The sequence below is a fragment of the Cohnella mopanensis genome, from assembly GCF_022352055.1.
In the GTDB taxonomy this organism is placed as follows: domain Bacteria; phylum Bacillota; class Bacilli; order Paenibacillales; family Paenibacillaceae; genus Cohnella; species Cohnella mopanensis.
Window position 1 is genome coordinate 14,551 of the sequence record NZ_JAKRWM010000031.1, and the last position, 22,316, is coordinate 36,866.

Here is a 22,316-nt window from a genome sequence, read left to right on the forward strand (position 1 = left end):
TGTATGGATCTCAGACAGTTGTTCAAAGGGGGGGACAGGATATGGGAATATGGCGGAAAGTCCAATCCGATATCGATGCGGTTTTCGAGAATGACCCTGCTGCTCGAAGCTGGTTTGAAGTGGTATTCACTTATGCGGGGTTACATGCAATTTGGTCTCATCGTTTCGCTCATTTCTTCTATCGTCATCGTTGGTATACCGTCGCACGCATGATTTCCCAGATTAGCCGTTTCTTTACGGGAATCGAAATTCACCCCGGGGCACGTATCGGCAATAAACTGTTCATAGATCATGGTATGGGCGTCGTGATCGGGGAAACGTGCGAGATCGGGGACGAAGTCGTCATCTATCAGGGAGTCACATTAGGCGGAACGGGCAAAGAAAAAGGCAAACGACATCCGACGATCGGCAACAGGGTCGTTATTGCTTCCGGCGCGAAAGTACTTGGATCGTTCACGGTTGGAGATAACTCTAATATCGGGGCCAATTCCGTCGTGCTGCGAGAAGTGCCGCCCAATAGTACGGTTGTCGGCATCCCGGGTCGAATCGTCAAGCGCAACGGAAAAAAAATCGGCGATCGGTTGGATCATACGAATTTGCCAGACCCGTTGATCGAAACCTTCCGGTTCATGCAGAAGGAAATCAACGAATTGCGGTCCGAGATAGAACGAATTAGAACTAGCGGAACGAACGGCAACAAAGAACTAAGCGATTCCGAGGAAACAAGCGATTCCAAGGAACTTAAAGGAGCTAACGCAACGTGAATCTCAAAATATACGACAGCCTAACGAGACAGCCTCAAGAGTTCATACCGCGCGAGCCGGGTAAGGTCAATATGTACGTATGCGGCCCGACCGTATATGACTATATTCATATCGGCAATGCGCGACCGGTCATTTTCTTCGACGTCGTTCGCCGGTACTTGGAAGCGATCGGCTTGCAAGTGAATTACATCGTTAATTACACGGATGTTGACGACAAAATGATCCGTAAAGCCGCGGAGCTTGGTATTACGGTGCCGGAGTTGGCGGAGAAGTTCATCACGGCGTTCAAGGAAGACAGGGAAGCGCTCGGCGCGTTCCCGCCAACGATATCCCCGCGGGTGACGGAGACGATCGACGAAATCGTGGCGTTCATTCAAGAGCTGGTCGATCAAGGCAGCGCGTACGAGAGCGCCGGAGACGTCTATTTCCGTACGGGGACCTTCGCCGAATACGGGAAGTTATCCCACAAAAATCTCGACGAGCTGCAATACGGCATTCGAATAGATGTGGATGAACGAAAGGAAAACCCGCAGGATTTCGTGTTATGGAAAGCGGCGAAGCCCGGTGAAATTCATTGGCCGAGCCCTTGGGGAGACGGTCGTCCGGGCTGGCATATCGAATGCTCCGCGATGGTACGCAAATACGCGGGAGATACGCTCGATATCCACGGAGGCGGCCATGATCTGCAATTCCCGCATCATGAGTGCGAGATTGCCCAATCCGAATCTTTGACCGGTCAGCCGTTGTCCCGATATTGGATGCATAACGGTTTCGTGAATATTAATAACGAGAAAATGTCGAAATCCTTAGGTAACGGAGTTAACGTCAGGCAACTTCTCAAAGGCACTAGCAAGTACGCGATCAGATACTTGATGCTGGCGACCCATTATCGCAGCCCTCTTAACTTCAGCGACGAGACGATCCGTCAAGCCACCAATAGCATCGAGAGGCTCACCAACTGCCGAGACAATGTCAAACACCGGCTGTCGTCCGTGGCGAAAGGCAGTCTTTCCTTGGCCGAGGATAAGGATCTGCAAGCGCGGCTCGAGCAAATCAATGCCGAATTCCATTCCCGGATGGAGGACGATTTCAGTACCCCGGATGCGATAACCGCCTGGTTCGGTCTCGTTTCCGAAGTGAACTCTTATTTGCAACGGGAAGTCGTAAGCGAAACGGATTTGCATTTCATTCTCGCCCGGATAGACGGGATGAATGCGATTATGGGATTGCTGCCGGCGGTCGAAGAGGCCGAACTGCTGGACGAAGAGGTTGATGCGCTAATCGCTGAACGAACGACGGCTCGCGCTAACCGCAATTTTGCTCGCGCGGATGAGATTCGCGATTTATTGGCGGACCAGGGAATTCTACTGGAAGATACACCGCAAGGCATACGTTGGCGGCGCAAATGACGGAACGGGAAAGCTTGTCTCTAGCCCCCGTCATCTCGCCTGTTGTCCCTACGGACGTTCCCGTGAATTTACTTTCCCCGGTAGTGCTCGCTTACATCGGGGATGCCGTGTTCGAGATATATATCCGCCAGAGGTTAATCGCCGGGTTTAAACGCAAGCCTCATGAGCTACACCGCGCCGCGACATCGTATGTATCCGCCGCGGCTCAGGCAAAACTTCTGCAAAAGTGGAATCCGTTGCTCTCGGAAGAGGAGGCGGACATCGTGAGGCGGGGCCGCAACACCAAGTCGGGCCAGCCTCCGAAGAACGCGGATCCCGCGGACTACCGACATGCGACGGCTCTGGAATGTCTAGTGGGTTACCTTTATTATCAAGGGGCTAAGGAACGTCTGGAGCAACTAATCGAATTGGCATTCTCACATCAACCGGAATAACCGGTTTGCAAGGGTCGCAATAAACGATAAAGGAAGATGAAAAATGAATAATCACAATCCGAGGGCGCCGGGTAATCGCTCTGCGAACGGCGCTAGGCCATCTAAGCCTAACGAGCGCAAAGGCGGCTGGAACTCTTCGAGCAATGGAAGCAAGGATAAAGAAAGACGTCATTCGACGGTTCCCGCGAAGGAATCGGCTGCCGACAACGAGGTATGGGCTGAAGATAGCGCCTTGAAAGGCGACGACGAGTACTTGGCTGGCAAGCATCCCGTGTTGGAGGCCATGAGGGCAGGGCGTTCGATCAACAAAATATTCATGTCGAATCAAGCCCAGAAAAATCTTATACTGCCGATCATGGAAGAAGCCAAGGCGCGGGGAATCGTCGTTCAGCAAGTGGACAAGAGCAAGCTCGATCGATTGGTTCCAGATATGCAGCATCAAGGAGTAGTCGCTCAAGCGGCGGCCGTCGCCTATGTGGAAGTGGACGAGCTTCTTGCGCGTGCAGCTGCGAGTGGAGAAGCGCCGCTCATCGTGTTGCTCGACGAAGTGGAAGATCCCCATAATCTCGGTTCCGTTCTGCGGACGGCCGATTGCACGGGGGTACATGGCGTTATTGTTCCGAAACGCAGAAGCGCAGGGTTGACGGCGGTCGTCGCCAAAACTTCCGCGGGTGCGGTAGAGTACGTTCCAGTGGCGCGGGTAGCCAATCTGGTGCAGACGATGGAGAAGCTTAAGGAAGCGGGGCTATGGATCGCTGGAGCGGATGCAGGCGCCAAGGAAGGCTTCTACGAGACGAACCTAACCGGTCCGTTAGCCATCGTGATCGGTAACGAGGGGCAAGGGCTATCCCGTTTAGTTAGAGAGAGATGCGATTTCATCCTGTCGCTTCCTATGGCCGGACAGATCAACTCGCTCAACGCGTCAGTCGCCGCGGGAGTTATTTTGTACGAAGTCGTTCGTCAGCGTGCTGAAGCCCAGAAGAAAAGAGGCGCTTCGACAAGTCATTCGACTACGGAACATGCGTGAGAAACGCATGTTCCAACGCGAGGACGTCCTGCTCGTCGATGGTTATAACATGATCGGAGCGTGGCCGGAGCTCGCGGTTCTCAAAAGCGAGAAGCTGGAAGACGCGCGAGACCGGTTGCTGGAGATGTTGTCGGATTACCAAAGCTACGCCGGCCTTATCTTGATCGTCGTGTTCGATGCCTTTCGCGTCCCGGGTGTTGGAGCTGAATATCGCCATCGCAAGAAGCTTAAGGTCGTCTATACGCGCGAGCGTGAAACCGCCGACGAATGCATCGAGCGTTTGGTCGGAGAGTGGACGTCGGTGAAGCGCAATATTTACGTCGCCACTTCGGATCTGGTCGAACAGCATGTCGCGTTCGGCCGCGGCGCGCTTCGGCTGTCGGCGCGGGAACTACGGCTGGAGGTACGCCAAAGCAGAGCGGATATTCAATCGGCTATTCAAAGCAAAACGCAGCTTAAGAAAAATCCTTTGGACGAAGTTTTGCCCGATGATGTGCAACGCCGATTGGAACGGATGAGGAGAGGTCTGGGAGAAAATTGAAGGAATCGTGGCTATTATTTACAATTTTACCACCGTGGACGAGCTGTGAAAAACGGCAAATCCATTGACGCTATGCGCCATATCAAGTATATTGTTAATAGTTTGATAGAGCAAAAGGTTCCAGTAGGCCAATGCAGACCGGAGGAATGTTCATGAGCGTCGACTTGGAGAGACTGGCAACGCGTGAGTACGACTTCAAGGCCGACGAGGACATCGTAGAATTCGTTCGCATGGGCGATAGCGAAGCGTTGGAGTACCTCATTCATAAATATCGAAATTTCGTACGTGCCAAGGCGCGTTCTTATTTTCTGATCGGAGCGGAACGGGAAGATATCGTGCAAGAAGGGATGATCGGCCTCTATAAGGCGATTCGAGACTTCAAGGGCGACAAGCTGGCTTCGTTCAAAGCTTTTGCGGAGTTGTGCATCACCCGGCAGATTATTACCGCGATCAAGACCGCAACGCGACAGAAGCATATTCCCCTGAACTCTTACGTTTCCTTGGATAAACCGATTTATGACGAAGATTCTGATCGGACGCTGCTAGACGTCATATGCGGTTCTAGAGTATGCGATCCCGAGGAAATGATTATTAACCAAGAAGAGTTCTACGGGCTCGAAGACAAGATGTCGGAAATCTTAAGCGACCTGGAGCGCAAGGTGCTCATGCTTTACTTGGATGGGCGTTCCTACCAAGAGATCGCCGTAGACCTCGACAGGCACGTGAAGTCGATCGACAATGCCTTGCAACGCGTTAAGCGTAAGTTGGAGCGTTATTTGGAAGTGCGGGATCTTGCCCACTAATGTTCAAGCCATCATATGAATTATTACTGCAGCCGAATAATCGTGCTGCTTTTTTAATGCCGTTATCATACGGTGGAGGGGCGTACGGGAATACTCTGTGCCGAGACATTTTTTGAGCAATAGGGTTAGAACCTCGGAAATATGGCAGAATATTTACAAGGATACTAGGACGAGAGGGAGTTCGTTCGGGAATTGTAAGCCTATCGTTCGACTTCCAATAGTAGGCTAATGACGGTTTTCGTTGACATCGATTTCCCCCTGTGATAAATTATTTTAGTAACCTTAACGTGGTTTCTTATGCGCTGGCTCTGAATCATCGGCGAAACACCAGGAATTGTTGTCTTGATGACTTGTCATTAAGCCTCGATACCGAAGCAGCCTTGGTTCGCCAAGCTGGGGTTTCCGCTGAATGGTTGTCTTTTTTTATGAAGTTATGATCCCGGGAGGTGGAATGGGATGCGCGTAATCATCACTCTAGCTTGTACGAACTGCAAGCAACGGAACTACACGTCGAGCAAGAACAAACGGACACACGCCGATCGCATCGAGTTGAAGAAGTTCTGCAAATTTTGCAATGAACATCATCCTCATCGCGAAACGCGTTAACTCCTAGGAGGTATGAACGTGACTTTCCTGGCCAAGATGAAACAAAACTTTGGGTCCTTTTTTTCGTTTTTTGCCGATAGCTGGAACGAATTAAAGAAAGTCCGTTGGCCCAGCCGGAAAGAACTTGTCAGCTACACAATCATCGTTATTGTGACTGTGCTGCTGGTAACGATCTACTTCTGGGGTCTGGACATCGGTATTTCATCCCTCGTCGATCTCATCATCTGACGCTGGAACCAAAGGTGGCTTTTCCATGGAGAAAAGATGGTATGTAGTGCACACGTACTCCGGTTACGAGAACAAGGTTAAGGCTAACTTGGAGAAACGCGTGGAATCTATGGGTATGCAAGACAAAATCTTCCGTGTGCTTGTTCCGATGGAAGAAGAGATCGTCAACAAAGATGGCAAGAAAAAGACGGTTATGCGTAAAGTGTATCCCGGCTACGTTCTTGTCGAGATGGTCCAAACGGACGATTCTTGGTATGTGGTCCGCAATACTCCGGGAGTAACCGGATTTGTAGGCTCCACGGGATCCGGATCGAAACCGACGGCGCTTCTTCCCGATGAAGTAGAAGGAATTCTAAAACATATGGGTATGGATGAGCCTAAGCCGGTTATCGATTTCGAATTGAAAGAGAACGTCCGCGTTAAGGTTGGTCCTTTTGCTAACTTTGTCGGTTCCGTAGAAGAAATTCTGCCCGATAAGAGCAAGCTTAAGGTGCACGTTAACATGTTTGGCAGGGAAACCCCGGTTGAGTTGGATTTCACTCAAGTGGAAAAGATATAAGTATCTTTGTGTGTATGGGTTTCTTGAATGAGCGGGAGGGACGGAAGTTCCGTTAAACCGCATTATGGGTCAGGGAGGTGTGCAACATGGCAAAAAAAGTCATCAAATTGGTAAAGTTGCAAGTTAACGCGGGTAAAGCTAACCCTGCGCCGCCAATCGGTCCTGCACTAGGTCAAGCTGGCGTTAACATCATGCAATTCTGTAAAGAGTTCAATGCTCGTACAGCGGATCAAGCGGGATTGGTTATTCCAGTCGTTATTTCCGTATTTGAGGATCGTTCCTTTACATTCGAAACAAAGACTCCGCCAGCTGCAGTATTGCTTCGCGTAGCTGCAGGAATCCAAAAAGGTTCCGGCGAGCCGAACAAGAAAAAAGTAGCTACTGTTAAACGTGCTAAAGTTCGTGATATTGCAGAGCAAAAAATGCAAGATCTGAACGCGGCGTCCGTTGAAGCGGCTATGCGTATGGTCGAAGGTACTGCTCGCAGCATGGGCGTAGTTATCGAAGACTAATCGATTGCGACTCTAAAGAGTACAATCGTACTGCGGTTCCTAGAACCGCTTGTGGGAGGAAACTTCCGTTAAAACCACAAAAGGAGGAGAACAACTTGGCTAAACACGGTAAAAAATATGCAGCATCCGCTAAGCTGATCGATCGCGATGCAACCTACGAATCGTTGGAAGCAATCGAACTCGTGAAGAAAGCAGCTACAGCTAAATTCGACGAAACAGTCGAAGCAGCTGTCCGTCTCGGCGTAGATCCGAGAAAACAAGATCAAGCAGTGCGTGGCGTAGTCGTCCTGCCTCACGGCACTGGCAAAACGCAACGCGTCCTCGTATTCGCAAAAGGTGACAAGCTGAAAGAAGCTGAAGCAGCTGGCGCGGATTATGTAGGGGATGCCGATCTCATCGCGAAAATCCAACAAGGATGGTTCGAGTTCGACGTCTGCGTCGCGACTCCGGACATGATGAGCGAAGTCGGTAAACTGGGCCGTATTCTCGGGGGTAAAGGTTTGATGCCGAACCCTAAAGCAGGCACTGTAACGAATGACGTTGCAAAAGCTATTGCTGAGATTAAAGCCGGTAAAATCGAATACCGTCTGGACAAAGCCGGACAAATTCACGCTCCGATCGGTAAAGTTTCGTTCGACTCCGAGAAGCTCGACGAAAACTTGAAAGCTTTGATCGAAGCGCTGAGCCGCGCGAAACCTGCATCTTCCAAAGGCGTATACCTGAAAAACATCTCGATTTCTTCGACGATGGGACCAGGCGCTCGCGTTAATGCATCGGTATATCGCTAATTCGATAAGCTGAAGAGCTAATCGAACGGTAAAAACTGTCTTTGACATCGGTTGATCTTAATGATAAGCTGATGAAGCTGATAAATGAATATGGATACCGTAGACCGTAGGTGCAGCGCGCAGTAAACTGCCGCGTGAGCTTAATTTCCTACCGAGGTGTGTGGATAGAGTTTTTCTTTTATGCAAAGTGCTTCGCATTTTGATCATAAGAGCGAGATCACGTCATGCCTCCGCGATGTCTGCGGGGGCATTTCTTATGCCTCTGACTCGTTGGAAGACGATAATACGGTAATGCCAAGACTTAGGAGGTGTACACAATGGCAAATGCAAAAATCATTCAAGCCAAACAACAGGAAGTCGATGCAATCGCAGCGAAACTTCGCGAGAGCAATTGTACAGTTGTAGCTGACTATCGCGGCCTGAACGTAGCTCAAGTGACTTTGCTTCGTAAGCAATTGCGTGAAGCCGGCATTGAATTCCAAGTGTTGAAAAACTCTTTGGTAAGCCGTGCTGCTGCAAGCGCTGAACTGAGCGAGCTTGATGCCGTTCTGACGGGTCCAACGGCTATCGCTTTCGGTAGCGACGTTGTTGCTCCTGCGAAAATTCTTAGCGATTTCGCTAAGAAGAACGATGCATTGAAAGTTAAAGGTGGCGTAGTTGAAGGACGTTTCGTCGACGCTGCTCAAGTAAAAGCACTTGCGGATCTTCCGTCCCGCGAAGGTTTGCTGTCCATGTTGCTTAGCGTTCTACAAGCACCAGTTCGCAACTTCGCACTCGCTGTCAAAGCGGTGTCGGACAAAAACGAAGCAAGCGCGTAAGACCATCGATTACCAAATTAAGAAGATCATATGATCTCAAATAATGGAGGATATTCAAATGAGCAAAGAGCAAATCTTAGAAGCCATCAAAGCGATGACTGTTCTCGAACTGAACGATCTGGTTAAAGCAATCGAAGAGGAATTCGGCGTAACTGCTGCAGCACCAGTTGCTGTAGCTGCAGGCGGCGGAGCAGCTGCTGAAGCTGAAGAGCAATCCGAATTCGACGTACTTTTGGTTGACGCTGGCGCTTCCAAAATCAACGTAATCAAAGCTGTTCGCGAAATCACAGGTCTTGGCCTGAAAGAAGCAAAAGATCTCGTAGACAACGCTCCAAAAGCAATCAAAGAAAAAGTTGCCAAAGAAGAAGCTGACGCTGTTAAAGCTAAGCTTGAAGAAGCTGGCGCTAAAGTAGAAGTTAAGTAAGAAGCAGATCATCAAACCCCTTGAAGATTTTCTTCGAGGGGTTTGTTCGTATGGAAAATTGATTATGCTTAGTAAAGGCGATCTACGCTGTAAGTTTGGGGGATCTAGCGTGAACGATCACTACTACTCGAATAAACCCAAGTCGGCGAGCAATCGACGGGCATTCGAAACGGTACTTCGAGGGATTAACCTCCGCTTGACGTCGGATGCTGGCGTGTTTTCGCGGGACGGGGTGGACTTTGGCAGTCGGGTGCTTATCGAGCAGATGGAAATTCCATCTGACGCCCAAGTGCTGGATATCGGCTGCGGGTATGGCCCGATTGGATTAATTGCTGCCCGCCTTGCGCCGCAAGGACATGTCAAGCTAATCGACATTAACGAACGGGCAGTTGAACTTGCAAGCCACAATGCGCAAGCGAATGGAATCCGCAACGTATCCTTCGCGCAAAGCGATTTGTTCGCTGCGGTCGCAACAGAAACCTTCGATGTGATTCTCTCCAATCCGCCCATTCGGGCAGGGAAAGTCGTCGTCCATCAGCTATTCATGGAATCCTGGCAACATCTGAATCCTGGCGGCTCTACCTGGGTCGTTATCCAGAACAAACAAGGGGCGCCCTCTGCAAGAGCGAAGCTTGAAGAGATCTATGGCGAGGAACAGGTTGTAGAAGTCGGTAAGGATAAGGGATTCAGGCTATATCGCTGTACTCGAAAGTAAAAATGAAAAATATTTGACTTGACATTTTGGCTGTGGTATTATTAAAAAATGTCAGTATTAGGATGGGCTAATTGTCTTCAACACAATAGACTTGTAAACTCTGATCCTTTCCCAGGAATAAATGAACGTAAGTTGACGTATAATGGGTTTGTTTTGGGGTAAAGGCAGGATGAGTTGCCATTGTGCCGCCAACCGGCGCATAAGGGCTTTTCTTTATTTATGTGTTGAAGCAGACTTAAGGGGTGAGGTTAAGTTGGCAGGACATCTTGTTCAGTATGGCCGCCGTACACGGCGCAGCTACGCCCGCATTAATGAAGTGTTGGACGTTCCGAACCTGATCGAAATCCAGCAACAGTCGTACCAGAAGTTTTTGGACGAGGGTTTGCGCGAGATTTTTCAGGATATTTCGCCAATTTCGGATTTTACCGGCAATCTAGTGTTGGAGTTTATCGACTATAGCTTGGGTGAACCGAAGTATTCCGTTGACGAATCGAAAGAACGCGACGTTACTTATGCGGCTCCACTTCGTGTTAAAGTTCGATTGCTTAATAAAGAAACCGGTGAAGTGAAAGAGCAAGAAGTATTTATGGGCGATTTCCCGCTCATGACCGAAACGGGTACGTTCATTATCAATGGTGCAGAACGCGTAATCGTCAGCCAATTGGTGCGCTCCCCGAGTGTCTACTTCAGTACGAAGGTAGATAAGAACGGTAAGAAAAATTACACTGCAACTGTCATTCCGAATCGTGGAGCATGGCTCGAACTTGAGACGGATGCTAAAGATATCATTTATGTGCGTATTGACCGCACACGGAAGATCCCGGTTACGGTTCTTCTTCGTTCGCTTGGTTTCGGAACCGACGCAGAGATTCTGGATCTGCTAGGACAAGATGATTACATTCGCAATACGCTTGAGAAGGATAACACGGATTCCACCGAGAAAGCGCTCATCGAAATTTACGAGCGTCTTCGTCCGGGCGAACCTCCGACTTTGGAGAACGCGCGCAGCTTGCTGATTGCACGTTTCTTCGATCCTAAGCGCTATGACCTGGCGAATGTCGGTCGTTACAAAGTAAACAAAAAACTGCATATTAAGAACCGATTGTTTAACCAACGTTTAGCGGAGACGCTTGTGGATCCATCCACGGGCGAAATTATCGCCGAAGCCGGCCAGATGATTGACCGTAGACTGTTGGATCAAATTCTCCCTATGCTGGAGAAGAACGTCGGATTCAAAAACTATCGCGTAACAGGCGGAGTTTACGAAGCGGAAGATATTCCTCTGCAAGCCGTGAGCGTGTTCTCGCCTCTTGATGATGGCAAAGTGGTTAAGGTTATTTCCAACGGCATCATCGACAAGTCGGTGAAGAACATTACGCCTGCGGATATTATCGCTTCCGTCAGCTACTTCATGAATCTGTTGCAGAACGTCGGCGACACGGACGATATCGACCACCTCGGTAACCGTCGTCTTCGTTCCGTAGGCGAGCTGCTACAGAACCAATTCCGTATCGGCTTGTCCCGTATGGAACGGGTTGTGCGCGAACGGATGTCGATTCAGGATCAGAATGCGATTACGCCTCAGGCTCTGATCAACATTCGTCCTGTAATCGCGGCAATCAAAGAGTTTTTCGGATCTTCCCAGCTATCGCAATTTATGGACCAAACGAATCCGCTTGCCGAATTGACGCACAAACGTCGTCTTTCCGCGCTCGGACCGGGCGGTTTGACGCGCGAACGCGCAGGATTCGAGGTTCGGGACGTTCATAACTCTCACTACGGTCGGATGTGTCCGATCGAGACGCCAGAGGGACCGAACATCGGGTTGATCAACTCCTTGTCCACCTTCGCGCGAATTAACGAATACGGCTTTATCGAGGCACCTTATCGTAAGGTCGATCCGCAAACTAATCGCGTTACGGAAGAGATCGTCTACATGACTGCGGACGAAGAGTATAACTATATCATCGCGCAAGCGAACGCGAAGTTAAATCCCGATGGCTCCTTTGCTGAGAAGGAAACCATTGTGCGTTATAACAAGCAAGTGGATAATATCCTGACGCTGCCGAGTGACCGCGTTGACTACATGGACGTATCTCCTAAGCAGGTTGTGTCCGTCGCTACGGCGATGATCCCGTTCCTAGAGAACGATGACTCCAACCGTGCGCTCATGGGATCCAACATGCAACGTCAAGCCGTGCCGTTGCTCATTCCGGAAGCTCCTTTCGTAGGAACTGGAATGGAGCATAAGTCTGCGAAAGACTCCGGGGTATGTATTGTATCCAAATATGACGGTTTCATCGAGCGAGTTTCTGCTAATGAAATCCAATTGCGCCGCGTCGAGATTATCGACGGCAAAGAAGTTAAAGGCGACATCGTTAAACATAAGCTGCAGAAGTTTATGCGTTCTAACCAAGGAACATGTATTAACCAAAGACCGCTTGTCCGCCGTGGCGATGTTATCAAGAAAGGTGACATCATGGCAGACGGTCCTTCAACAGATACGGGCGAGCTTGCGCTTGGACGTAACGTAGTCGTTGCCTTCATGACATGGGAAGGCTACAACTACGAGGATGCTATCCTGTTGTCCGAGAAATTGGTGCGCGAAGACGTGTACACTTCGATCCACATCGAGGAGTACGAGTCCGAAGCGCGTGATACGAAGCTGGGACCTGAAGAAATTACCCGCGATATTCCTAACGTGGGCGAGGACGCGCTTCGCAACCTCGACGAGCGCGGAATCATCCGCGTAGGCGCCGAGATTAGCGCTGGAGACATCCTGGTAGGTAAAGTTACTCCTAAGGGCGTAACGGAGCTTACGGCGGAAGAACGCTTGCTACACGCTATCTTCGGAGAGAAGGCTCGCGAAGTCCGCGATACTTCCCTGCGCGTACCGCATGGTACGGACGGAATCGTCGTTGACGTTAAAGTGTTTACCCGTGAGAACGGTGATGAGCTGCCTCCTGGAGTTAACCAATTGGTTCGTGCCTATATCGCTCAGAAACGGAAAATTTCCGAAGGCGATAAAATGGCCGGACGCCATGGTAACAAAGGGGTTATCGCGCGCATCTTACCGGAAGAAGATATGCCGTTCCTGCCAGATGGTACGCCTGTACAGGTCGTTCTTAATCCGCTGGGTGTACCTTCCCGGATGAACATCGGTCAAGTACTCGAAGTTCACTTGGGCATGGCTTGTAAGCTTCTCGGCATTCACTCCGCTACGCCGGTATTCGACGGAGCTCGTGAAACGGACGTCTTCGACGCCATGGAAGAAGCAGGCATGAAACGTAATGGTAAATGGCAATTGCGCGACGGACGTTCCGGTGAACTGTTCGAACGCGAAGTTACCGTAGGCGTTATGTATATGATCAAGCTCGCGCATATGGTCGACGATAAAATCCATGCTCGTTCTACAGGTCCTTACTCGCTCGTTACGCAACAGCCGCTCGGTGGTAAAGCCCAGTTCGGTGGACAACGTTTCGGGGAGATGGAGGTTTGGGCACTGGAAGCTTACGGTGCAGCCTATACGCTACAAGAAATTTTGACAGTGAAATCCGATGACGTGGTCGGTCGTGTCAAAACTTACGAATCGATCGTTAAAGGCGAGAACGTGCCAGAACCAGGCGTTCCTGAGTCCTTCAAAGTATTGATCAAGGAGCTCCAAAGCTTGGGTATGGACGTGAAGATCTTGTCCGGAGACGAGCAAGAGATCGAAATGAAAGAAATGGACGACGAAGAAGATGCCGCTGGAGATAAGCTAAACCTTAACTTAGAGGGCTCTGAAGTCGGTGTCGAATAAACGAAACGTAGCTTAGGCTACGTTTCGCAATCGCATGACGCCGGGCCTTCGGGGCCGTCGTTAAGATCTGAAATCTTAGCAACGATGAAGGAGGGCTTGCTCCTTGTTAGACGTCAATAACTTTGAGTTCATGAAAATCGGTTTGGCTTCCCCGGACAAAATCCGGTCTTGGTCAAGAGGCGAAGTCAAGAAACCGGAAACGATAAACTACCGGACCTTGAAGCCGGAAAAAGAAGGTTTGTTCTGCGAGAAAATTTTCGGACCAACCAAGGACTGGGAATGTCATTGCGGAAAGTACAAAAGAGTTCGTTACAAAGGCGTTGTCTGTGATCGTTGCGGAGTTGAAGTTACGCGTGCGAAAGTTCGTCGCGAACGGATGGGCCACATCGAACTAGCAGCTCCCGTATCGCACATTTGGTACTTCAAAGGGATTCCAAGCCGTATGGGACTTGCGCTGGACATGTCTCCTCGTTCGCTCGAAGAGATCATTTACTTCGCTTCCTACGTCGTAACGGATCCTGGAGATACGCCTCTGGAGAAGAAACAACTTCTCTCCGAGAAAGAATACCGCAGCTACCGGGATAAGTATGGATATGCATTCCATGCGGGGATGGGTGCCGAAGCGGTCAAAAGACTGTTGCAGGATATCGACCTCGATCGTGAACTCGAAATGCTGAAAGAAGATTTGCGCACCGCGCAAGGCCAACGTCGCAACCGCGCGATCAAACGTCTTGAAGTGGTGGAATCTTTCCGTAACTCCGGCAACTTGCCGGACTGGATGATTCTCGACGTTCTTCCGGTCATTCCTCCGGAATTGCGCCCGATGGTTCAACTAGACGGAGGCCGTTTCGCGACTAGCGACTTGAACGACCTGTACCGCCGCGTTATTAACCGGAACAACCGGTTGAAACGTTTGCTCGATCTCGGAGCTCCGGATATCATCGTACAGAATGAAAAACGGATGCTTCAAGAAGCGGTCGACGCGTTGATCGATAACGGTCGCCGCGGCCGTCCAGTAACGGGCCCGGGTAATCGTCCATTGAAATCCCTCAGCCACATGCTGAAAGGGAAACAAGGCCGGTTCCGTCAGAACTTGCTCGGTAAACGGGTCGACTACTCCGGACGTTCGGTTATCGTTGTCGGACCAAGCTTGAGAATGTACCAATGTGGTCTTCCTAAAGAGATGGCGTTGGAGTTGTTCAAGCCGTTCGTTATGAAAGAACTCGTTCTTAAAGGATTAGCCCATAACATCAAGAGCGCGAAGCGCAAAGTAGAACGCGTTAGTCCGGAAGTATGGGATGTGCTTGAAGAAGTTATTAAAGAACATCCGGTGCTTCTCAACCGTGCGCCTACGCTTCATAGACTTGGTATCCAAGCGTTCGAACCGATCTTGGTCGAAGGCCGTGCTATCAAGCTTCACCCTCTCGTTTGTACGGCGTACAACGCCGACTTCGACGGTGACCAAATGGCGGTTCACGTTCCGTTGTCCGCGGAAGCACAAGCGGAAGCACGCTTGCTCATGCTAGCTTCGGGTAACATCTTGAACCCTAAAGACGGTAAGCCTGTCGTAACTCCATCGCAGGATATGGTACTTGGTTGCTTCTATCTGACGATGGATAACAATAAGTCTTATGGAACGGGCCTTCGCTTTGCTAACGTTAACGAAGCCGTTTCCGCTTACCAACGCAGCACGGCAGGCATTTCGCTGCATGCTCGCGTAATCATTCCGGTTAAAGAGCTGAAGAAGAAGACCTTTACTCCGGAACAGCAGGAAGCGCTGATTGTTACGACAATCGGTAAAATCATTTTCAATGAAATCTTCCCGGATACGTTCCCTTACATCAACGAGGCAACGAAAGAAAACCTCGTTAAAGGTACGCCGGATAAATATTTCATCTATGAAAAAGGCGCCGACCTGGATAAATTTATCGATGATCCGCAAATACCGGGAGCTGTTGGTAAAGAGTACTTGGGTAACATTATCGGCGAATGCTTCCGCATTTACCATACGACAGAAACTTCGGTTATTTTGGATAAAATCAAGCAGCTTGGATTCACGTACTCGACGCGCGCAGGGATTACGATCGGCGTATCCGACGTTATTGTTCCTCAGGAGAAGCAACAAATTCTTGCGAAATCCGAAGAACGCGTTAACGTCGTTGCTACGCAATACCGCCGCGGTTTGATTACTAACGAAGAGCGCCGGGATCGCGTAATCGAGATCTGGAGCAAAACGAAGGACGAACTTACAGACGTTCTGATGAAATCGATGGATCGCTACAACAGCATTATGTTGATGGTCGACTCCAAAGCTCGGGGTAACAAATCGCAGATCACCCAATTGGGCGGTATGCGGGGTCTGATGGCCAACCCATCCGGTCGTATCATCGAGTTGCCGATTAAATCGAACTTCCGTGAAGGCCTTACCGTATTGGAATACTTTATTTCGACGCATGGAGCGCGGAAAGGTCTAGCCGATACAGCTCTTAGAACAGCCGACTCCGGTTACTTGACACGTCGTCTCGTAGACGTAGCGCAAGATGTTATCGTCCGCGAGGACGATTGCGGAACGGACAAAGGAATTACCGTTTCCCGGATCGAGGATGGCAAAGAGGTTATCGAGGACTTGTTCGACCGTATCGAAGGCCGTTACGCATTCGAAACGATCCGCAATCCGGAGACGAAAGAAATTATCGCCAATCGCAACGACCTGATCGATACGCCAATCGCGGAAGAGATCATTCGCGCTGGCATCAAGAAAGTTCAGATCCGCTCCGTACTTAGCTGCCGTGCACGTCATGGCGTATGTAAGCTATGTTATGGACGCAACCTGGCGACAGGCAAGAAAGTCGAGATCGGGGAAGCGGTCGGTATCATCGCCGCGCAATCCATCGGAGAACCGGGAACTCAGCTCACTATGCGTACGTTCCATACCGGCGGTGTTGCCGGAGACGATATTACGCAAGGTTTGCCGCGGATCCAGGAGCTCTTCGAAGCTCGGAATCCGAAAGGTCAAGCGATTATTTCCGAGCTTGACGGCGTAATTAAAGAAATTCGTGAAACGAAGGATCGCCGTGAAATCGAGTTGCAGGGCGGAGCAGAATCCAAAATCTATCCGGTCAGCTACGGTTCGCGTATTCGCGTCATTCAAGGCCAGCAAGTTGAAGCTGGAGACGAATTGACCGACGGTTCGATCGATCCGAAAGAAATGCTACGGATCAAAGGTATTCGCGGCGTGCAGAATTATATTCTGCAAGAGGTACAACGCGTTTACCGTAACCAAGGCGTTGAAATCAACGATAAGCATATCGAGGTTATGATCAAGCAGATGCTTCGTAAGATTCGCATCGTTGATCCAGGCGACACGGTATTGCTCCCTGGAGCATTCGTGGATCTGCACGAGTACGAAGCGGCTAACCGCGACGCTATTCTTGCGGACAAAGAGCCTGCGGTTGCACGTCCAGTGCTCCTCGGTATTACAAAGGCGTCGCTCGAGACCGATTCATTCCTATCGGCGGCATCTTTCCAAGAGACGACTCGCGTTCTGACCGATGCAGCTATCAAAGGCAAAGTCGACAGATTGCTTGGACTCAAGGAGAACGTCATTATCGGAAAACTCATTCCTGCTGGTACGGGGATGGCTCGTTACCGCAACATTCGAGTCGTGTCGCCTTTTGACGAACCGACAGACGAAGCGGCTGAGCTCGAGCCCGTTGGCGTAGAGTAATTCGATTACATGTAAGCTTACAAGGCGGATACCGGCAACGGTATTCGCCTTTTTTACACCCATCTTCGCGCGGAGGCCGCTTTCATGACTAAATCTTTAGTTACGTTAGACCATATTTCGTGCTTTTTCGCACATAAAGAAGTGTTGAAAGACCTATCGCTTAACGTTCACGAGGGTGAGGCCATGGCCATTGTCGGAAACAATGGTACGGGGAAGAGCACTTTATTGAAAATAATAAGCGGTCTAGGAGCCATTAATGGCGGGAGAAGGATAGAAGCGCCAGAAGACAAAAGGCTCTCGATCGGATTCGCACCGGACAGATTTCCTAAGTTACGATTCACGGCTACGGAGTATTTGCGATACATGGGTAGAATCAGAGGGATGAATAAGCAACGGCTAGAGGAAAGAATCTCAGACTTAATGAGCCAGCTTAGGCTTGATCCGACCATTCGCCAACAGCTTCGTAACTATTCTAAGGGAATGCTCCAGAAAGTTAATCTGATGCAAGCGTTGTTGGAGAAGCCGGATTTATTGCTACTCGACGAACCTTTGTCGGGTTTGGATATGAGAACCCAAGAGGAACTGATGAATGTTCTGATACAAATTAAAAGGCAAGGAATGACCATCGTATTAACAACGCACGAGAAGGTGATGATGGAGCAAATTGCCGATCGCGTCGTGGAACTTGCCGATGGGGGAATCGCTAGCGATAAGCGGGTTCCCGTTTACGCAACGATTGTTAAAGAAATCATTTTTGACCTCGGGGAAAACGAAATGCGTCAATGCCTATCGGACGGAGAAGGCGTTAGAACATGGTCGCGGTTAAATACTCATTGGCGCGTAGAAATCAGTGCAGATAATAGCGATGCTTTCCTGCGTTCCATTCTTCAAGCGGGTGCGGCCATTATTAAGGTGATTAGTCTGCCTGAGAGCCCAACGTTAGGCGCGATGGTGCCGGTTAAGACTGAGAAGGTGGTAGTCGTATGACGGCAACGATGGCATACTCCTTACAATATTATTTGCGATCCTACAGATACGTAGCTCCTCTATTAATATTCAGTCTTACCTTATTTTTCATTTATAGCATTGTTCCTAATCCGGTTATGCCCAGTTATTCGTTAACGTCCACGTTTCTATTTGTCGTGTCCGCTTGGCTAGCATTCGGATATATCGACGTCGAAGACGGAACACAGCAACAGATTACGGTCATGCATACGGGAAGCTTATCGAAATATTATTATGGCAAACTACTCGTTATCGTTATCATCGTCAACATATTGTCGATCATCTGCGTCCTGTACCCGATCCTGTTCAATAAGTTCGATAGGCAACCTTCGTTATCGGAATGGGTGATCGCGCTGCTAAGTCATAGCATTCTCTCTATATTAGGAATAGCGCTCTCCATTTTATTTACGAATAAATGGGTTCAGAAATTGAGCTATGCCATTCTAGGGATATTCCTTGCAATCGCGCTGTCTTTGGCTGGAGCTGGAATCGAGAATTCTTCGCCGCATTCTATTAAGGCGTTATCATGGCTCATTCCCCCGGTGTTTCGAACGATGGACATGCTTAATAATTATGAGGAGACGGCCTATTCCGGCGTTGTCGTTTCGTTGATTTCTCCGTTGGTTTATAGTGGCTTGCTATTTTGGCTGTTTCTCATCAAGATGAAAAGAAAGCTGGTTTGATTGATGGATGCTTGCGGAGTTAAACTTCTTGACACACCCAAATTCAAGTGATAATATGTTCTAGTGTGTGCCAGACGTACGTCAAACTGACGTGCATCGATACGGTGCGAACCTAAGCAAAGAGTGCGACATTGCATCGGCATAACTGCTAGTTATAGCCGTCGGAGAATAAGATTGTTGGGTTTGATTCGGTCAAAGACCACGGAAAAGCGATTTTCATGTGCGAAGATGACTGGTCGGGCCCTTTCTCGTCTCTCAAAATGAACCACCTGGATCTGTGGGCTTCGCAAAAGGGTATCGGGTAAGTCGTTTACTCATTATTTTTCTACCGTTTACGGGAAGGGGGTGGCAGCATGCCAACAATTAACCAGTTAGTTCGTAAAGGCCGTCAATCGAAGGTCGTGAAATCGAAATCTCCTGCACTTCAAAGAGGTTTTAACGCATTGAAACGCGTTGAAACGGAATTGAGCGCTCCTCAAAAACGCGGAGTGTGCACTCGTGTAGGTACGATGACTCCGAAAAAACCGAACTCCGCACTTCGTAAATACGCTAGGGTCCGTTTGACCAACCGTGTTGAGGTGACCGCCTACATTGGGGGGATCGGCCATAACTTGCAAGAGCATAGCGTTGTTCTTGTTCGCGGAGGCCGGGTTAAAGACTTACCGGGGGTTCGTTATCATATCGTTCGCGGAGCTTTGGATACCGCTGGCGTTAACAACCGGAAACAAGCTCGTTCCAAATACGGTACGAAAAGACCGAAAGTTAAAAAATCCTAATAAGCGGAAGAGCGACTTGATCGCTTGACGCAGAACAACATGAATGAGAAAGGAGGAACTTCGATGCCACGTAAAGGACCAGTTCCGAAACGGGATGTACTCCCGGATCCGCTGTACAACAGCAAACTTGTTACTCGTCTTGTAAACCGTATCATGATCGATGGAAAGAAGGGCGTAGCCCAACAACTTCTATATGATGCGTTCAAATTGATTCAAGAGCGCTCCGGTAAAGAACCAATGGAGGTTTTTGAAGCAGCAATCAAGAACATCATGCCGGTGCTTGAAGTTAAAGCTCGCCGTGTAGGTGGAGCGAACTATCAAGTTCCGATTGAAGTTAAGCCTGAACGCCGCACGTCCCTAGGACTGCGCTGGCTCGTTAACTACTCCCGCAACCGCGGTGAGAAAACGATGGAAGAGCGTTTAGCAGCTGAAATTCTGGATGCTTCCAATAACACTGGAGCAGCCGTTAAAAAACGTGAGGACACTCACAAAATGGCGGAAGCGAACAAAGCGTTTGCTCACTACCGTTGGTAGGATTCGCTTAAGCGAGACAAATGAAGGGAGACTATATCGATGGCTAGAGAGTTCTCCTTGCAAAATACGCGTAATATTGGGATTATGGCGCATATTGATGCGGGTAAAACCACGACTACGGAACGGATTTTGTTCTACACCGGCCGTGTTCATAAGATCGGCGAAGTGCATGAAGGCGCCGCGACAATGGACTGGATGGAGCAAGAGCAAGAGCGCGGTATTACGATTACGTCTGCCGCGACTACCGCTCAGTGGAAGGGTCACCGTATCAATATTATCGACACTCCGGGTCACGTTGACTTTACGGTAGAGGTCGAGCGCTCCCTGCGCGTATTGGATGGGGCCGTTGGCGTATTTAGCGCCAAAGAAGGCGTAGAACCGCAATCCGAGACGGTATGGCGTCAAGCTGACCGTTACAGCGTACCGCGTATTGCTTATGTCAATAAGATGGATATCATCGGTGCGGATTACCTTAATGTTATTCAATCGATGAAAGACCGCTTGAATGCAAATGCTGTAGCGATTCAATTGCCAATGGGTGCTGAAGATGTTTTCATAGGTATGATCGACCTGGTTGAACGGGTTGCTTATAAATACCTTGATGACAAAGGCAAAGACCCAGAGAAAATTGCAATTCCTGCAGAGTACGAAGCTCAAGTGGAAGAACTGCGCGCTATCTTGGTAGAGAAAGTTGCAGAACTGGATGAAGAATTGACGATGAAATTCTTGGAAGGTGAAGAACTCACTATCCCGGAAATCAAAGCGGCTCTTCGTAAAGGCGTCTGTGAAGTGAAAATCTTCCCAGTCGTATGCGGATCCTCTTACCGTAACAAAGGCGTTCAGCCGATGTTGGACGCTGTAGTTGATTACCTGCCATCCCCTCTTGATGTTCCTGCAATCACAGGTCATTTAGAAGATGGTACGGAGACAGTTCGTAAATCCTCTGACAGCGAGCCGTTCGCTGCACTTGCATTCAAAATCATGACTGACCCTTATGTTGGTCGTCTGACTTTCTTCCGCGTATACTCCGGTATTCTGAGCGCAGGCTCATATGTTGTTAACGCGACGAAAGGCAAACGCGAACGCGTTGGTCGTATTCTGCAAATGCATGCGAATAGTCGTCAAGAAATTAATGAAGTTCACTCTGGCGATATTGCTGCAGCCGTTGGTCTGAAAGATACAACGACTGGAGACACGCTGTGTGATGAGAAAAATCCTGTAATCCTGGAATCGATGAACTTCCCAGAGCCGGTTATCCAACTTGCGGTTGAGCCTAAAACGAAAGCCGACCAAGATAAAATGGGTATCGCTCTGCAGAAGCTCGCTGAAGAGGATCCTACGTTCCGTGCTCATACGGACGAAGAAACAGGCCAAACGATCATCTCCGGTATGGGTGAGCTTCACTTGGAAATCCTTGTTGACCGTATGCTTCGCGAATTCAAAGTTGAGACGAATGTTGGTAAACCGCAAGTTGCTTACCGTGAAACGTTCCGTACACCTGCGAAAGTCGAAGGCAAGTTCGTTCGCCAATCTGGTGGACGCGGTCAATACGGCCATTGCTGGATCGAGTTCGAACCGCGTGAGCCAGGCGAAGGCTTCTTGTTCGAGAACAAAGTCGTCGGCGGCGTAGTACCACGCGAGTTTATCGCGCCAGTACAAGCTGGTATCGAAGAATCAATGAAAAACGGCGTAATCGCAGGCTTCCCGCTTGTGGATATCAAAGCCACTATCGTTGACGGATCGTACCATGACGTCGACTCCTCGGAGATGGCGTTCAAAATCGCTGGATCGATGGCGCTTAAAGCAGCGAAGGACAAATGTGATCCTGTGTTGCTCGAGCCAATCATGAAGGTTGAAGTAACGGTTCCCGAAGAGTACTTCGGCGATGTTATGGGCATGCTGAGCTCCCGCCGTGGCCGCATCGAAGGATCGGATATGCGTTTCGGCGCACAAATCGTCCGTGCGAAGGTGCCGTTGGCAGAGATGTTCGGATACTCCACAACGCTTCGTTCCGGTACGCAAGGCCGTGGGGTGTTCTCGATGGAACTTTCCCACTACGAAGAAGTACCTAAGTCGATTTCGGAAGAAATCATTTCGAAACACAAAGGCGCGTAATGTCTTAGTAAGCGGAAGGGAAGTGGGAATGCTTCTTGCATTCCTCGCC

At 49.6% G+C, this 22,316-nt stretch carries 21 protein-coding genes and 1 other annotated feature; all 21 genes read left to right on the top strand.

The window, feature by feature from the left end:
- The first annotated feature begins 41 nt into the window (after positions 1-41).
- The 21 genes from cysE to fusA all read left to right on the top strand — a co-directional run bounded on the left by cysE (position 42) and on the right by fusA (position 22,267).
- On the top strand, positions 42-764 hold the full coding sequence (cysE, locus tag L3D05_RS25255) for a serine O-acetyltransferase (RefSeq protein WP_239619155.1): 723 nt from the start codon (positions 42-44) through the stop codon (positions 762-764).
- A complete protein-coding gene (gene cysS / locus L3D05_RS25260; RefSeq protein ID WP_239619156.1) occupies positions 761-2,173 on the top strand; it encodes a cysteine--tRNA ligase in 1,413 nt (470 codons plus the stop codon). Before cysE ends, cysS begins: the two co-directional genes overlap by 4 nt.
- Positions 2,170-2,607 (top strand): Mini-ribonuclease 3, encoded by a 438-nt coding sequence (locus L3D05_RS25265; protein ID WP_239619157.1) that lies wholly within the window; start codon positions 2,170-2,172, stop codon positions 2,605-2,607. The genes cysS and L3D05_RS25265 overlap by 4 nt, the downstream gene beginning before the upstream one ends.
- Before the next feature lie 232 nt (positions 2,608-2,839).
- Positions 2,840-3,634: a 23S rRNA (guanosine(2251)-2'-O)-methyltransferase RlmB gene (gene rlmB, locus L3D05_RS25270; RefSeq protein WP_255807867.1), complete on the top strand. Its 795-nt coding sequence runs from the start codon at positions 2,840-2,842 to the stop codon at positions 3,632-3,634.
- A 7-nt stretch (positions 3,635-3,641) separates the two neighbouring features.
- Positions 3,642-4,175, top strand: a complete 534-nt coding sequence (locus L3D05_RS25275) for an NYN domain-containing protein (protein ID WP_239619158.1) — start codon at positions 3,642-3,644, stop codon at positions 4,173-4,175.
- Between the two features lie 152 nt (positions 4,176-4,327).
- On the top strand, positions 4,328-4,978 hold the full coding sequence (sigH, locus tag L3D05_RS25280; protein ID WP_239619159.1) for an RNA polymerase sporulation sigma factor SigH: 651 nt from the start codon (positions 4,328-4,330) through the stop codon (positions 4,976-4,978).
- Positions 4,979-5,434: 456 nt separating this feature from the next.
- The gene (gene rpmG / locus L3D05_RS25285; RefSeq protein WP_115995294.1) at positions 5,435-5,584 is read left to right on the top strand and encodes a 50S ribosomal protein L33; all 150 of its coding nucleotides are present in this window, start codon (positions 5,435-5,437) and stop codon (positions 5,582-5,584) included.
- Between the two features lie 18 nt (positions 5,585-5,602).
- The gene (gene secE / locus L3D05_RS25290; protein WP_115995295.1) at positions 5,603-5,812 is read left to right on the top strand and encodes a preprotein translocase subunit SecE; all 210 of its coding nucleotides are present in this window, start codon (positions 5,603-5,605) and stop codon (positions 5,810-5,812) included.
- A 25-nt stretch (positions 5,813-5,837) separates the two neighbouring features.
- A complete protein-coding gene (gene nusG, locus L3D05_RS25295; RefSeq protein WP_239619160.1) occupies positions 5,838-6,371 on the top strand; it encodes a transcription termination/antitermination protein NusG in 534 nt (177 codons plus the stop codon).
- A gap of 86 nt (positions 6,372-6,457) precedes the next feature.
- The gene (gene rplK, locus L3D05_RS25300) at positions 6,458-6,883 is read left to right on the top strand and encodes a 50S ribosomal protein L11 (RefSeq protein ID WP_169281367.1); all 426 of its coding nucleotides are present in this window, start codon (positions 6,458-6,460) and stop codon (positions 6,881-6,883) included.
- Between the two features lie 95 nt (positions 6,884-6,978).
- Positions 6,979-7,671 carry a 50S ribosomal protein L1 gene (gene rplA, locus L3D05_RS25305; RefSeq protein ID WP_239619161.1) on the top strand — a complete coding sequence of 231 codons (693 nt, stop codon included), beginning with the start codon at positions 6,979-6,981 and terminating at the stop codon, positions 7,669-7,671.
- Positions 7,672-7,750: 79 nt separating this feature from the next.
- Positions 7,751-7,935: a sequence feature (ribosomal protein L10 leader region), on the top strand.
- Between the two features lie 53 nt (positions 7,936-7,988).
- Positions 7,989-8,489 carry a 50S ribosomal protein L10 gene (gene rplJ / locus L3D05_RS25310; protein ID WP_239619162.1) on the top strand — a complete coding sequence of 167 codons (501 nt, stop codon included), beginning with the start codon at positions 7,989-7,991 and terminating at the stop codon, positions 8,487-8,489.
- A 58-nt stretch (positions 8,490-8,547) separates the two neighbouring features.
- Positions 8,548-8,913, top strand: coding sequence for a 50S ribosomal protein L7/L12 (rplL, locus tag L3D05_RS25315; RefSeq protein ID WP_239619163.1), 366 nt, complete (start codon positions 8,548-8,550; stop codon positions 8,911-8,913).
- Positions 8,914-9,022: 109 nt separating this feature from the next.
- Entirely contained in the window at positions 9,023-9,628 is a 606-nt protein-coding gene (locus L3D05_RS25320; protein ID WP_239619164.1) for a class I SAM-dependent methyltransferase, read from the top strand.
- 253 nt (positions 9,629-9,881) lie between these two features.
- Positions 9,882-13,427: a DNA-directed RNA polymerase subunit beta gene (gene rpoB / locus L3D05_RS25325; RefSeq protein ID WP_239619165.1), complete on the top strand. Its 3,546-nt coding sequence runs from the start codon at positions 9,882-9,884 to the stop codon at positions 13,425-13,427.
- A gap of 103 nt (positions 13,428-13,530) precedes the next feature.
- Complete coding sequence (gene rpoC / locus L3D05_RS25330) at positions 13,531-17,154, top strand: DNA-directed RNA polymerase subunit beta' (RefSeq protein ID WP_239619166.1); 3,624 nt, start codon at positions 13,531-13,533, stop codon at positions 17,152-17,154.
- A gap of 84 nt (positions 17,155-17,238) precedes the next feature.
- Positions 17,239-18,141: an ATP-binding cassette domain-containing protein gene (locus L3D05_RS25335; protein WP_239619167.1), complete on the top strand. Its 903-nt coding sequence runs from the start codon at positions 17,239-17,241 to the stop codon at positions 18,139-18,141.
- Entirely contained in the window at positions 18,138-18,842 is a 705-nt protein-coding gene (locus tag L3D05_RS25340; protein WP_239619168.1) for a hypothetical protein, read from the top strand. Before L3D05_RS25335 ends, L3D05_RS25340 begins: the two co-directional genes overlap by 4 nt.
- A 353-nt stretch (positions 18,843-19,195) precedes the next feature.
- Positions 19,196-19,618 carry a 30S ribosomal protein S12 gene (rpsL, locus tag L3D05_RS25345; RefSeq protein ID WP_169281358.1) on the top strand — a complete coding sequence of 141 codons (423 nt, stop codon included), beginning with the start codon at positions 19,196-19,198 and terminating at the stop codon, positions 19,616-19,618.
- A 63-nt stretch (positions 19,619-19,681) separates the two neighbouring features.
- A complete protein-coding gene (gene rpsG / locus L3D05_RS25350) occupies positions 19,682-20,152 on the top strand; it encodes a 30S ribosomal protein S7 (protein ID WP_239619169.1) in 471 nt (156 codons plus the stop codon).
- A 39-nt stretch (positions 20,153-20,191) separates the two neighbouring features.
- On the top strand, positions 20,192-22,267 hold the full coding sequence (fusA, locus tag L3D05_RS25355; protein ID WP_239619170.1) for an elongation factor G: 2,076 nt from the start codon (positions 20,192-20,194) through the stop codon (positions 22,265-22,267).
- The last annotated feature ends 49 nt before the right edge of the window (positions 22,268-22,316 follow it).